General features: G+C 49.7%; 14 protein-coding genes. 2 read left to right on the top strand and 12 right to left on the bottom strand.

The window, feature by feature from the left end; translation table 11 throughout:
* Window positions 1–408, top strand: coding sequence for a SufE family protein (locus tag ACXAH1_RS14505; protein ID WP_475197612.1), 408 nt, complete (start codon window positions 1–3; stop codon window positions 406–408).
* 22 nt (window positions 409–430) lie between these two features.
* On the opposite strand, the gene tcdA is transcribed toward ACXAH1_RS14505, so the two are convergent.
* From tcdA to ACXAH1_RS14470, 7 genes are all read right to left on the bottom strand, one after another.
* Entirely contained in the window at window positions 431–1,225 is a 795-nt protein-coding gene (tcdA, locus tag ACXAH1_RS14500) for a tRNA cyclic N6-threonylcarbamoyladenosine(37) synthase TcdA (RefSeq protein WP_475197610.1), read from the bottom strand.
* Between the two features lies 1 nt (window position 1,226).
* Window positions 1,227–1,892 (bottom strand): TIGR01621 family pseudouridine synthase, encoded by a 666-nt coding sequence (locus tag ACXAH1_RS14495; RefSeq protein WP_475197609.1) that lies wholly within the window; start codon window positions 1,890–1,892, stop codon window positions 1,227–1,229.
* Complete coding sequence (gene kdsB, locus ACXAH1_RS14490; RefSeq protein WP_253046308.1) at window positions 1,879–2,643, bottom strand: 3-deoxy-manno-octulosonate cytidylyltransferase; 765 nt, start codon at window positions 2,641–2,643, stop codon at window positions 1,879–1,881. Before kdsB ends, ACXAH1_RS14495 begins: the two co-directional genes overlap by 14 nt.
* Window positions 2,631–2,828 carry a Trm112 family protein gene (locus ACXAH1_RS14485; RefSeq protein ID WP_010381495.1) on the bottom strand — a complete coding sequence of 66 codons (198 nt, stop codon included), beginning with the start codon at window positions 2,826–2,828 and terminating at the stop codon, window positions 2,631–2,633. Before ACXAH1_RS14485 ends, kdsB begins: the two co-directional genes overlap by 13 nt.
* Complete coding sequence (gene lpxK, locus ACXAH1_RS14480) at window positions 2,818–3,801, bottom strand: tetraacyldisaccharide 4'-kinase (protein ID WP_475197607.1); 984 nt, start codon at window positions 3,799–3,801, stop codon at window positions 2,818–2,820. The genes ACXAH1_RS14485 and lpxK overlap by 11 nt, the downstream gene beginning before the upstream one ends.
* Window positions 3,798–5,540 (bottom strand): lipid A export permease/ATP-binding protein MsbA, encoded by a 1,743-nt coding sequence (gene msbA / locus ACXAH1_RS14475; protein WP_475197605.1) that lies wholly within the window; start codon window positions 5,538–5,540, stop codon window positions 3,798–3,800. Before msbA ends, lpxK begins: the two co-directional genes overlap by 4 nt.
* 63 nt (window positions 5,541–5,603) lie before the next feature.
* The gene (locus tag ACXAH1_RS14470; protein WP_475197632.1) at window positions 5,604–7,814 is read right to left on the bottom strand and encodes a DNA internalization-related competence protein ComEC/Rec2; all 2,211 of its coding nucleotides are present in this window, start codon (window positions 7,812–7,814) and stop codon (window positions 5,604–5,606) included.
* 24 nt (window positions 7,815–7,838) lie between these two features.
* Here ACXAH1_RS14470 and ACXAH1_RS14465 point away from each other — a divergent pair, with 24 nt between their 5' ends.
* On the top strand, window positions 7,839–8,354 hold the full coding sequence (locus tag ACXAH1_RS14465) for a DUF2062 domain-containing protein (protein WP_054016879.1): 516 nt from the start codon (window positions 7,839–7,841) through the stop codon (window positions 8,352–8,354).
* 83 nt (window positions 8,355–8,437) lie between these two features.
* Here the strand turns inward: ACXAH1_RS14465 and ACXAH1_RS14460 are convergent, their stop codons facing one another.
* From ACXAH1_RS14460 to ACXAH1_RS14440, 5 genes are all read right to left on the bottom strand, one after another.
* A complete protein-coding gene (locus ACXAH1_RS14460; RefSeq protein WP_475197603.1) occupies window positions 8,438–9,046 on the bottom strand; it encodes a MarC family protein in 609 nt (202 codons plus the stop codon).
* A gap of 304 nt (window positions 9,047–9,350) precedes the next feature.
* A complete protein-coding gene (locus tag ACXAH1_RS14455) occupies window positions 9,351–10,112 on the bottom strand; it encodes an SDR family oxidoreductase (protein WP_475197602.1) in 762 nt (253 codons plus the stop codon).
* Window positions 10,113–10,133: 21 nt separating this feature from the next.
* Complete coding sequence (mmsB, locus tag ACXAH1_RS14450; protein WP_475197600.1) at window positions 10,134–11,024, bottom strand: 3-hydroxyisobutyrate dehydrogenase; 891 nt, start codon at window positions 11,022–11,024, stop codon at window positions 10,134–10,136.
* Window positions 11,025–11,035: 11 nt separating this feature from the next.
* Window positions 11,036–12,175: an enoyl-CoA hydratase/isomerase family protein gene (locus ACXAH1_RS14445; RefSeq protein WP_475197599.1), complete on the bottom strand. Its 1,140-nt coding sequence runs from the start codon at window positions 12,173–12,175 to the stop codon at window positions 11,036–11,038.
* Window positions 12,175–12,951, bottom strand: coding sequence for an enoyl-CoA hydratase (locus tag ACXAH1_RS14440; RefSeq protein ID WP_475197597.1), 777 nt, complete (start codon window positions 12,949–12,951; stop codon window positions 12,175–12,177). Before ACXAH1_RS14440 ends, ACXAH1_RS14445 begins: the two co-directional genes overlap by 1 nt.
* Window positions 12,952–12,963 lie beyond the last annotated feature (12 nt).

Genomic DNA, 12,963 nt, shown 5'->3' with positions numbered 1-12,963 from the left:
ATGGACTTATCACACATAGAGCACACCTTGGCGCAGCACGGCGCCTGGCAGGGCAAGTATCGCGAAATCATGCTACTGGGCAAGGCACTACCGGCCATGCCGGATGCACTAAAAACGGATGACGCGCTGGTGAAAGGCTGTGAGAGTAAAGTCTGGTTACACCTTGACCTGGATGAGCAACAGCAACGCCTGGTACTGATAGCAGACTCAGACACCCGCATAGTCAAAGGTTTACTGGCAATTATCCTTGCATGCTATAACAACCAGTTACCGCAAGAAGCAGGTAAACTTGATGGCTATGAGCTGTTTGACAAGCTGGGACTGATCAAGCACCTGAGCCCGTCTCGCGGCAATGGAGTACGTGCAATCGTAGAACGTATCCATCAACAACTTCAGGTGCTGCAATAGCACCTGAAATAACCGTAGCGAACTAGCCCGCTTCGCGTGCGCGCTTGTCTAAGTACTTGCGGATCGCCTTTGCCGCAGCAAAAAAGCCAAAGCTGCCCGTCACCATAGTGGCAGAGCCAAATCCGGTCGCACAGTCCATATTCTTACTGCCATCGGCCATTTGTTTGGCCTTACAGACACTACCATCTCCCGTTGGATAAACCAGTTGCTCGGTTGAATACACACAGTCTACAGCAAACTTACGCTTCGGATTGGTGGTGAAGTTATACTGCTTACGCAGCAGGTATCGGACTTTTGCAAGTAAAGGGTCATGAGTGGTTTTGGCCACATCCCCATAACAGATCTGACTTGGATCTGTCTGACCACCCGCGCCGCCTGTGGTGATCACCGGAATTTTTTGCCTTTTACAGTGAGCGATCAATGCCGCTTTTTCTTTGACCGCATCAATACATTCGATGACATAATCAAAACCCTGAATATGCTCTTTGATATTATCCAGGGTGATAAAGTCATCTATCACCTCAACCTGACAATCCGGATTGATGGACTGACAACGCGCTTGCATGGCTTCGACTTTAGGCTGGCCTATGGTCTCAGTTTTTGCATGCAGCTGGCGATTGATATTTGTGACACAAATATCATCCAGATCAATCAGGGTAATTTTACCTATGCCGGTGCGCGCCAGAGCTTCTGCTACCCAGCTACCTACGCCGCCAATGCCGATAACACAGAAACTGGCTTCGCCAAGCCAGGCAAGCTCTGTATCACCATACAAGCGGCCGATGCCACCAAATCTTAAGGATGTATCTTGCGTCATATTACCACTCTAACTCTCTGGGCTTTGCCCAGCTTTGCATTACTTCTGTGTCTGCCAGCTCAGCAAACCGTGCTCCGCCCTGAGGCAAAGCGTAAAATGTCATTCTTTCGTTGTCCCATTTAAAGCTCAAACAATATGCGTGCAGATAAACTCTGTCGGCTTCACTGCCACCATAGCTGACATCGCCGAGGATAGGCGCTGACAAGCTTTTTAGCGCAACCCGCAACTGGTGTGTTTTGCCGCTGTATGGCTTGAGTAAACAGGCTCTGAGACCCGGTGCTATGCTGGCACTGTAAAAGCGCGTAACAGCCGGGTTGTCTTGACTGGTTAACAGCTTATAAGTGCCGCGCCGGGATTTAGCCATGTCGCCTTTAACCCAGCCTTGCTTCTTTTTGGGTTTGCTATCGATGAGTGCCAGATAAAACTTATCTACGGCGCGACTGGTAAACAACTCAGTTAGCCTGGCTGCGGCTTGACTTGAGCGCGCCAGTACCAGCAAGCCGGACGTTACCTTATCGAGTCGGTGAACCGGGTAAAGCTGCTCACCCAACTGCTCAGCCAATAACGCAACAAAGCCGCTTTCGTGCTCACTGTGAAAACTCACCCCGGCGGGTTTATGTGCCACCACAAAGTCCGGGTGGCTGGCGATCACCTCAAAGGGCGCCATTGAGGTACTCTACGACGCGTTTTAAGTCTTCCGGTGTATCAACCCCGGCATAAACCGGACGACACGCCTTGGCAATTTTGATACGATAACCGTGGTATAACACACGCAATTGCTCAAGCGATTCCTGCCCTTCCAGCGGAGAAACCGGTAAGGCCAGATAGGTTTTAATAAACCCGGCGCGATAGGCATAGATACCCACATGACGTTGAAAATGTGCCAGTGGAATTTTACTCTCATCGAGCTCCATCATGCTGTCACGCTGAAACGGGATGGAAGCGCGGGAAAAGTACAGCGCATTGTGATGGGCGTCCTGAACCACTTTAACGGCATTGGGATTCAGTACTTCCTGCACATCCGTCACATCAACGCTCAGCGTAGCCATCGGCGCTTCCTGAGCTTCATGCAGTAAGGTCGCCACCTGAGTGATGTTTTCCGGCGCCAGTAAGGGCTCATCGCCCTGCACATTAACCACTAAGGTATCGTCGGCCAGCCCCAACTGATCAACCACCTCTGCAAGGCGCTCAGTCCCCGACTGATGATCTTCTCGGGTCATCAGTACGTTCTCTGTAAAGGCTTTAGCGCGCTCAAACACCTGAGTGTTGTCGGTCGCGATGTAAACGGCTTTGGCGCCAGACTTTTGCGCCTGCTCGAACACATGCTGGATCATGGGTTTACCACAAATGTCAGCAAGCGGTTTGCCTGGCAGACGGGTTGAAGCGTAACGCGCCGGAATAACGACTATGAATTCCACTTTTCGACCTCTTCAAGGGATAATTCGCGCGCTTCGTTTTCCAGTAGTACTGGAATGTCGTTTCTGACAGGGTAAGCCAGTTTCGCAGCCGTGCTGATCAGCTCCTGATTGTCTTTGTCAAATCTCAGTTTTCCTTTGCAAACCGGACAAGCAATAATCTCGAGTAATTTAGTGTCAAAGGCCATGGTTGACTATCCCTTTTTGTTTTAATAACGAATTCAGTTGTTGTATAAGCGCAGCACTGGGCTGGGCTTCTACTTTTAAATAATACCAATTTTCTTTGCCGAATGACTGGCATTTTACGGCGTCTTTTTCGGTCATAAAGACAGCCTGATCTTCGCACGTGGCAAAGTCGGCTGCGCTGTAGGCATGGTGATCGGCAAAATGCAGTGTAGCGGTCAGTTCAATGCCATCTGAGCGCAAGGACTGTTCAAATCGCTGCGGGTTACCAATGGCGCTTACGGCAACGCCCTGCCCGGCGGTTCGCGCAACCGCCTGATTGTCTTTCACGCTGAAATAGCCACTGCGAGCCAGCTCATAACCAACCCCGTCTGATTCTCCATTATAGACAACCAGATCTGTGTGCTTGAGACGCCCTGATGTTTCGCGTAAAGGACCAGCCGGTAGCAGCAGACTGTTGCCAAAACGGCGTTGTGCATCAACAATACAAATCTCGATATCTCGGGCCAGCTGATAGTGCTGCAGGCCATCGTCACTGACTATAATATCTGGTTTGTCTTCACGCATCAGCATTTCAATGCTGGCCTGACGGTCGCCACCTATCATCACAGGACAACCCAGCCGCTTGTATATCAATAACGGCTCATCTCCCGCTTCTGCGGCGCTGCTGTTGTCCGTCACTCGGTATGGCAGACCGGGAGGCTTTGCACCATAGCCCCGGCTGATCACGGCTACTTTCAGGCCCAAAGACTCAAGGTATGGCACCAGCCACAGCACGAACGGTGTTTTACCGTTGCCACCTATACCGATATTACCAACGATGATCACCGGTACGGGCGCTTTATAGACTCGCTTGAGGCCCAGCTTAAATAGCCCCCTGCGCAGTGAGCTCAATAGCCAAAATAAGCCTGACAAAGGCAGCAGTAAGATATTTAACAGCCCTAATGGCTGATACCAGCTGCGCTCTAAGCGATTCATGCCTGCTCACCGTATTGCATCTGGCATAACGCGGCATAAATGCCCTTTTGCTCAAGCAGTGCCTGGTGTTTACCCTGCTCAACAATACGACCCTGATCGAGAACATAAATACAGTCTGACTGCTCAATGGTAGACAGGCGGTGTGCTATCACAATGGAGGTTTTATCTTTCATCAGGTTGTCGAGCGCTTGCTGGATCAACCGTTCCGACTCGGTATCCAGTGCCGAAGTCGCTTCATCGAGAATCAAAATGGGGGCGTTTTTAACAATCGCGCGGGCGATGGCAATGCGCTGACGCTGCCCGCCGGACAACATGACACCGTTTTCACCCACCATAGTATTCAAACCCTCAGGCAAGTCTTTAACAAACTCCCAGACATGGGCCTGCTTTGCTACCTGCTCCAGCTCTTCCTGAGAATAAGCGCGCTCCAGTCCATACATAATATTGTTGGCAATGGTGTCGTTAAACAGCACGACCTGTTGTGACACCAGTGCAAACTGCTTACGCAGCGAGGATAGTGTGTAGTCCTGAAGTTTCACCCCATCCAGGGTGATCTCTCCTTCATCCCAGTCGTAAAAACGCGGCAGCAGGTTCGATAAAGTCGACTTACCCGACCCACTGCGGCCCACTAGCGCGATACTTTGACCTGCCGGAATTTGTAATGATAAGGATTTAATGACGGCTTCATCTTTGCCCGGGTAACGGAATGTCACGCCTGAGACCGCGATCTCGCCTTTTACTCTGTCTGCCTCAAGTTCGCCGGTATTCTTTTCCTGCTCTTTGTCCAGAATTTCAAAAATACTGGTCGCTGCAGCAATACCGCGCTGCAGATCACTGTTCACATTCGCCAGCTGCTTAAGCGGTCTGAGCATCATCATCATAGAGGTAGTCAGCGACACAAAGGTGCCCGATGAGATGGTATCTATCATTTCTGGCATCGCGATGATAGCCAGGATGAATGCCATGGCGCTGGCTGCAATAATTTGGATCACAGACACGCTCAGTGCACGCGTTGCATCCATCTTTACACGTTGCTGGCGATTGCGGTTATTCACATCGGCAAAGTGAGTTATCTCTTTGTCCTGACCACCGAAACCATGGATCACTTTATGCCCGGCCAGCATCTGCTCTGAGCTACGGGTTACTTCACCCATGGCATCCTGAATATTCTTTGAAATTTTTCGAAAGCGCTTAGAGACCAGGTTCACTATCACGCCGACGATAGGAATCACAACTAAAAATATCAAAGACAATTGCCAGCTGGCGTTGAACATTACCACCAGCAAAAACAGTACAAAAGCGCCTTCGCGGATCATTACCTGCAAAGCACGGGTCACGGCCTGTTGCACTTGCTCAGTATCAAAGGTGATTTTTGAGATCATTTCGCCATTGGAGTGCTGATCGTGAAAGCTTACAGGTAAGAACAGCATGTGTTCAAACAAAGACTGACGCAGCTTTCTTACCACCTGAGAGCCCACATAACTCAGACAATACGATGCCATGTAGTTGAAAATACCGCGCCCAATAACCAGCAACACTACCACTATGGGTGCCATTTTTAACACTTCGGCATTGCGCTCTGTCAGGCCATCGTCAATAAACGGCTGCATTAGCTGAACGAACAGCGCATCCATGGCGGCGTAACCGAGCATGCCAATGATGGCAAACAAGGCCGGCACTTTAAAATCGAAGGTGTAACTCAGAAGCCGCTTGTAGATCTGCTTGGCGGATTGTTGCATAGTGTCTCTCTGGTACGTCATAACCCGCGTATTGTAGCTGTACTGATGGCAAAACTGAATGCATTATCTTAAGAACCAAAAACTTTTCCTGTCGCGGGCGGTTTCCAGTTGAACTTCTGTCCCGGTAATTTTGAATCGAACCTGACCAGCAGTGGCGGTATCCAGCATCTGGCTGCCCGTCGATTGATAACGCGCCACCACCTCTTCGTGTGGCAAGCGCCATGGAGAATGGTATCCTCGCGAGAACACCACCCATTTAGGTGCAACGGCAGAGACAAACGCCATACTTGATGATGTATTGCTGCCGTGGTGGGGAGCAATCAGTATCTCCGATGGCAGCTTTTCCCCTTGCAATGCCAACAGTGCCTTTTCTGCAACCTGCTCTATGTCTCCGGGTAGTAACAGCTCGGTCGTGCCATCACTTATCCTCACCACGCAGGAATTGTTATTGTCGCTGCTCATTGGCTCAACTGGCCACAGAGACTCGATACTCAGTTTGCCCATTTGCACCGTTTTGAGTGTGCACAGCGCCTTGCCATCTCCCTGGTGAAACTGTTCCAGGGAGCGGCCACCATCGAAACGGTATAAGTCAGCGAGCCCGCCGTTATGATCACTGTCGTCATGGCTGATCACGGTATGCACAAGGGTAATACGATGCGCCTGCAAATAAGGCTTAATCACATTTTCAAACAGCGAATAACGCGAAAAATAACTGGCGCCAAGGTCAATAAGCACGCCATTGCCCTGAGCAGTGACCAGTACCGCTGTGCCATGCCCAACATCAAAAACGTCTACCTGCCAGTCGGGTGGCCGTTCGGAGAAGTTTACCATCAGGGCGGCAGACACCGGAACCCAGGCAAATGGCCGGGTTAAGGTACTCATACACAGTAGTAACGCTAAGTAGCTCAGTATCACCAGCTCTGGTGCCATCGCGCCAGTATGCCACCAGTGGTAAGGAAAAGCGTTTAGCCACTGATAGGCCGAGTTAAGCATGGCATCTGGTAGAGCTAAAACGGCCCAGCCCGTGGTCATTACGCTGAGCAGATGTGTCAACAGCAGCGGAAAAATCACTACCGACAACAATGGAATCACCACCAGGTTGATCGGTATGCTGCTCATGCTAAAGCCATGGAAGGAATAAAGGGTAAGCGGCAACAGAGCCGCAAATAAGCCACATTGTAAATATAACAGCAGTTTAACTCGGGACAGGCGTTGTGATTCACGCACTACGTTACGAAACACCATAAAAATAGTGGCCACTGCAAAGAAAGAAAAATACAGCCCCAGATTGAGCACAGCAAAGGGATTAGCTAATAAGATCACCGCCAGGGCATAGATTAAGGTTCGTGCAGGACTCAGGCGCCGGGCAAACAAAAAGCAACATGCGCCCAGCAAGGCCATTAACCAGGCGCGCTGCGCTGACACCTGCATACCACTGAGCCAGACATACACCCCGCTTAAGAGCAGCGCAAAGGTAAAGTAGCCCAGCTGATAATTATGATGCTGAGCCAAACGCGACCACATTAAAGCCAGGGCAAGTTTGCACAGACCAAAGCTCAGCGCAAATACAATGGCCACATGCAGGCCGGAAATGGCCAGCAAATGACTGAGACCCAGCGATTGAAAGTAAGCTTTATCGGCTTGCGGTACCGCGCTTTTATCTCCCGTCAGTATCACATAGTAAAACCAGCTAAAATGCAATCCATCCAGCGCCTGTGACACCCAAGTGCGATAGGTCGTCCGCAAGCGTTCGCTATGTTCGTAACTTGCATCCTCCACTGACAGACGGCCTTTGTAGAGTACCTGATTGCGAAAGGCATAAAGCTCAGCGTCAAATACCGAGAAGTTTTTTCGACTGCGAAACGGTTTAAGTGTCGCCATGCCTGCCAGTGTTGCGCCATGTAAGTCATTGGGCAACGCGCCACTTAGTGACACATTTGCGCGTACACGGCGATACCGGGGCACCTTATACTGGCCTATGCTTGCCAGCTCTAGCGTGACATAAGGGTTCGCGCCTGTACCAATGATTTTGCTCACAGTACCCACCACCTCAATGTTCTGCTCTAAGCCTTTTTCAGCAAGCGGTGGCGCATAAACCAGCCAATAGTGACAAACCGTCACAAAAATACCTAAAATAAAACCTGCCAAAACACTCGAAAAAGTCTTAAAATACCCGCAGAGAAAAAGGAGCACGCCTGAGCAGACAAACCACTGCCACTGACCCAGATAAAATACTGAGATCAGGCACCCGCTGATCAGGCCGCAGCAGATCAATATCGATGTAAATGGTTGCTTAACATGCCAAAGAAGACGATCCAACGGTTTCTACCCGATCACAATAAGATCAAACAGCAAAAGTCGCTGAAAATATTCGGTAGTTTGTTACATGATGCAAATCTTTGGCATTTAAATCGCCGCTCGGCGCGTGGGGCCTTTTCCGTAGGCCTGTTCTTTGCGTTCATCCCTGTTCCTTTTCAAATGGTTCTTGCAGCCGCCCTGGCTATTCCTTTCAGAGTAAATCTGCCACTTTCTATTGCACTGGTGTGGATCACGAACCCCCTTACTATGCCTCCAATTTTTTATGCATCATATCAGGTGGGTGCGTTTGCACTGGGTCAGGAGGAGCAACCGTTTCATTTTGAAGCCAGCTGGAGTTGGCTGGTAGAGAGCCTGTCGACTATCGGCCCCGCTTTTATGCTCGGCTCGTTGATCTGCGCCTGCATGGCTGCGATTCTGGGCTTTTTCGTTATTGACTTCTTGTGGCGTCGCTCTGTTAATAAAGCCTGGGCAGAACGTAATCAGCAATCCAGCTGACACACCACTCTATACTGGTTTAGCAGCCCTAGGGCTGCTTTTCCAACTTTCCCGAGCCCTTAGGCTGCTTTTCCAGCTAATCTTTACTTATCGAAGTAACTCACAAAACCCGCTAATGCATTGGTCACCGCCACGGATGCCAATATCAATCCCATTACCCGACTGATAACACTGGCACCGGCATTACCGATGACCTTATGAACGCTACTTGCTACCAGCATCAGTAGTAACGTCAGTAAAATCACCGCGAGCATCATAGCCACCGTCTGCACTTGCTCGAAAATATTAAAACGCGCATTCTCAGTTAACAAAACACACGCAAGCATTGCACCTGGGCTGGCGATCGATGGGACCGCCAACGGGAATATCGCAGTTTCACGGTGGTCTTTAATTAACCGGACCTCTTCTTCCGGCTTACTCTCACCAAAGATCATCGACAATGCAAATAAGAACAGCACAATGCCACCGGCAATCTGAAAAGCTGCCAGCGGGATCCCCATCGCAGTCAGTAGAATCTCACCCGCAACAGCAAAAAACACCAGCAAAGCCGCGGCAACCAGACTCGCAATCACGGCAATTTTGCGTTTCGCTGCGGCATCATAGCCACGCGTAACCGCAATAAATACGGGTATCGTGCCTATGGGGTCGATAACCGCAAAAAAGAAGATAAAAGTGGCTACAAAATCAATCAAAGTCGTCCCTTGTTCGTAACGATAAATAATGAGTAATGCGCTACTTTAGCAATGGATTAGTTAAAAGAATATGTAATTTTTCAATAATATTCAAAGAGCAAAAGGCATGCTCAGAAAAGAAGTAGATAAGCCAATACGCCAAACACTTGTGCGCCAGAAACTAAAAAGCGGCAGGTATGCGTGGCCTGCCGCTTGATTCAACACACTTTCTTCTTGCGAAGATAAAGGAACATAAGTATGCGAATTCTTTTGTATTGGTTTTAGGTCAAAAGTAAAAGCAAACCGATACTTAAGTATTAATTTATCAGAGTCTGATCCCGCCGTCAATTTCTACAACACGACCGGTGAAGAAATCATTCTCGATAATATATTTTGCCGTGTGGGCAATCTCGCCAGCTTCACCCAAACGTCCAACGGGTTTCATTTTCAGCAGGCGTTCTTTGGCTTCAGGCTTCATTGCGTCAGTCATTTGTGTACGGATGACACCTGGCGCAATTGCGCCAACACGAATACCGTAGCGGCCGAGCTCTTTCGCCCAGGATGTAGTCATAGCAACGACGCCAGCTTTAGCTGCCGAGTAATTGGTCTGACCCATATTGCCCGCACGTGCCACGCTCGACATATTGATGATAACGCCCCCTTCCTGGCCTTCTACCATCTTAGTTGCCGCTTCACGACCACACAGGAATACCCCGGTCAGGTTAACGTCCAGTACCGACTGGAACTGCTGTAGTGACATTTTATCCGTCACTTCACCGTCTTTGGCTTTTAACAGCAGACCATCGCGTAAAATGCCCGCATTGTTGACCAATACCGCAATGTTACCCAGGTCAGCCACTATGTCGCTGAATACCTGTTCAACATCGCTCTCCAGGCTCACATTCGCCACATAAGTTTTTACTTCAACATCCAGTGTTCTGAGCTCAGCGGCTGCACTTTGCAGCTGCTCTTCCTGCATATCTATCAATGCCAGTTTGGCACCCATTTTGGCCATTTCCGTTGCCATCGCAAAGCCAAGGCCCTGCGCACCACCGGTGATCACCACCGTTTTGTTCTTTATATCCATGATATTTCAACCCTGCTTCTGTTACTGCTTCTGTGAATAGAGTTTAAAAATAGCACTAAAATCTTCACTGCCACTGCCCTGATTCTGCATCAGGTTGTAGAGATTTTTTGCCAGTGCCCCCATCGGCGTAGCCGAATTTGTTTGCTGTGCCGCCTGCATCGCCAACCCTAAGTCTTTGGCCATCAAGTCAACCATAAAACCAGGTTTATACCCATTTGACGAAGGCACATTCTCTAATACGTCCGGACATGGGTTGTATAACTCCAATGTCCAGTTGCGACCCGAGCTGTTGAGCATGATTTCACTCAATACTTTTGGATCAAGGCCGTGGTCAACGCCCATTTGCAGTGCTTCACTGGTGCCTGCCATGAGTATTGATAGCAGCATATTATTACAGATCTTAGCGACCTGGCCTGCACCCACCGCCCCGGCATGGAAAATATTCTTACCCATATCGTTCAGGACAGTCTGTGCTTTGTTAAAATCTGCGTCACTGCCACCCACGATAAAGGTTAAAGTACCTGCCGCAGCCCCGGCTACGCCGCCTGAAACGGGCGCATCTACAAACGCAATACCCGCGTCAGCCAGTGCATTACCAACAAACTGCGCTGATTCGGCATCGATTGTCGAGCAGTCAATCACCAGCGTCGACTTTTCAAGATAGTTGATTAACCCATCTTCGCCAGTATAAATCATACGAACGTGTTTGCTGGCTGGCAGCATGCTGACAACAAAATCGGCACCTGAGCACACGTCAGACACTTTGTCTGCGGCATGAGCACCCATTGAAACAAGGTGATTCACTGCCTCTGCGCTTAGATCAAATACCATCACCTGATGACCAGCTTTTACTAAATTGGCCGCCATCGGGCCACCCATGTTTCCTAAACCTATAAATCCAATCTTTGCCATGTGTTTATTCCTTATAGATCAGCCAGAGGATGTTCACTCTCTTCCCAGCGTGGCGCAAAAAAGCGCTCAATCACAGCGCTGTCTACGTCTGTAATGGTCTTAAATTGCCACTGAGGCTGTCCGTCTTTGTCAATCAGCAGTGCACGTACACCTTCTCGAAACTCACCCACTTCACCACAGTGAACCGACATCGCCAATTCACGCAAGAAGCACTCCTTCAGTGACAGGCCTTCTGCACGCTTTAGTTGCGCCTGAATTAATACTGCGCTCAAAGGAGAGCCATGTTTGAGAGCTTTTTGCGCCTTGCTCAGCCATTTGTTCTCTGTGCTGTCGAGCGCCAGAATATGCTCAACCTGTGCTTCCAGGGTGTCAAATTCAGCGAGTTGAGCAAAAGACTCAGCTAGCGGCTTGATTTCACTGCGCGGCGGAATGTGCGATGCCTCATCAAGCGAGATGAGTAATTGAGTCAGCTTCTCATGATTAAGTACATTGGTTTTACCCCAGTTTACTTCACTGAGATTATGCAGCAGCATATCCAGACGTTCGCCATCCATATAGTGGTCGGCCAGGCCAACAAACTTGGCATCGGTGGCATTGATGGAGGCACCAGTCAGGCCAAGGAATAAACCGACGCCCTCCGGCATCTTGTTCAGGAAGTAGCTGCCACCAACATCCGGATATAAACCAATGGTGATTTCCGGCATTGCAATACGTGATGATTCAGTCACCACCCGATGACTGGCGCCGGCCATCAGGCCCAGACCACCACCCATGATGATGCCATTGCCCCAAAGCAGGATAGGTTTATCATAATTGTGGATGTGGTAATCGAGGCGATATTCCTCGGAAAAGAAAACTTCCAGATGATTATTGCCATCTTCCGCAGCCATAGCATTGTACAGGCTAACCACATCACCACCGGCACAAAAGGCTTTTTCACCTGCGCCTTTGAGCAGCACCATAGCTATCTGCTCGTCTTCAGCCCAGGCCTTAAGCTGTGGATCCAATAAGCGGATCATTTCCAGGTTCAGTGCGTTAAGTGCTTTTGGCGCATTGAGGGTGGCAACCGCCACCTTCATGCCGTTATTACAGTGCGCCAACTCAAATACCACTGTGGCATCTGCCTGGTTCAGTAACTGTAATTCAACCATTAGCCATTCACCCAGTTTGCTTTACGTTTTTCCAAGAAGGCATTGACGCCCTCTTTTTGGTCTTGCGTGTCGAACAAAGTCACGAACAGTTCACGCTCAAGCGGCAGTGCACTGTTGATGGTACCTGTGCGACCTTTTTGGATGAGGGCTTTACAGGCGGTCACAGCCACCGGGCTTTGATCTTCAACTTTCTTAGCCAGCTCAAGTGCGGCTTCAAGCGCTTTACCCTGCTCAACCACTTCTTCAACTAGCCCAATCTGCTGAGCTTTATCTGCTTTGAGGCGCTCACCACATAAGATCATGCGCTTCGCCCAGCCTTCACCGATCAGCCATGACAGGTTTTGTGTACCACCGGCACAAGGCAGCAAGCCCACTTTGGCCTCTGGCAGTGCCATTTGAGCCTGCGCTTCTGCAATACGAATATCACATGCCAGGGCGACTTCCAGGCCACCGCCCATCGCAAAGCCATTAATGGCTGCAATAGACACGCCGCGGAAATCACTCAGGGTTTCGAACGCTTCACCAAATACGCGAGACATATCCGCCGCAACGCCTTTGTCGCCGTCAGCAAACACATTCAGATCGGCGCCCGCAGAGAAGAACTTTTCGCCTTCACCTGTGATCACCAAAGAGTAAATATTTTTATCGGCATTAAGCTCGTTTACCAGCTCCTTCAGACCGACCAGTGTATCGCGAGTCCAGGTGTTTGCCGGTGGATTGGACATAGTCACTATCGCGATATGGCCTTGTTTTTCGAGTTTCAATTGTGCTGACATAATGATGCTCCT

The sequence above is a fragment of the Pseudoalteromonas sp. AWH4_217 genome, assembly GCF_056161105.1.
The sequence above is the reverse complement of the archived record's forward strand: the minus strand, read 5'-3'. Positions and strand labels throughout refer to the sequence as shown.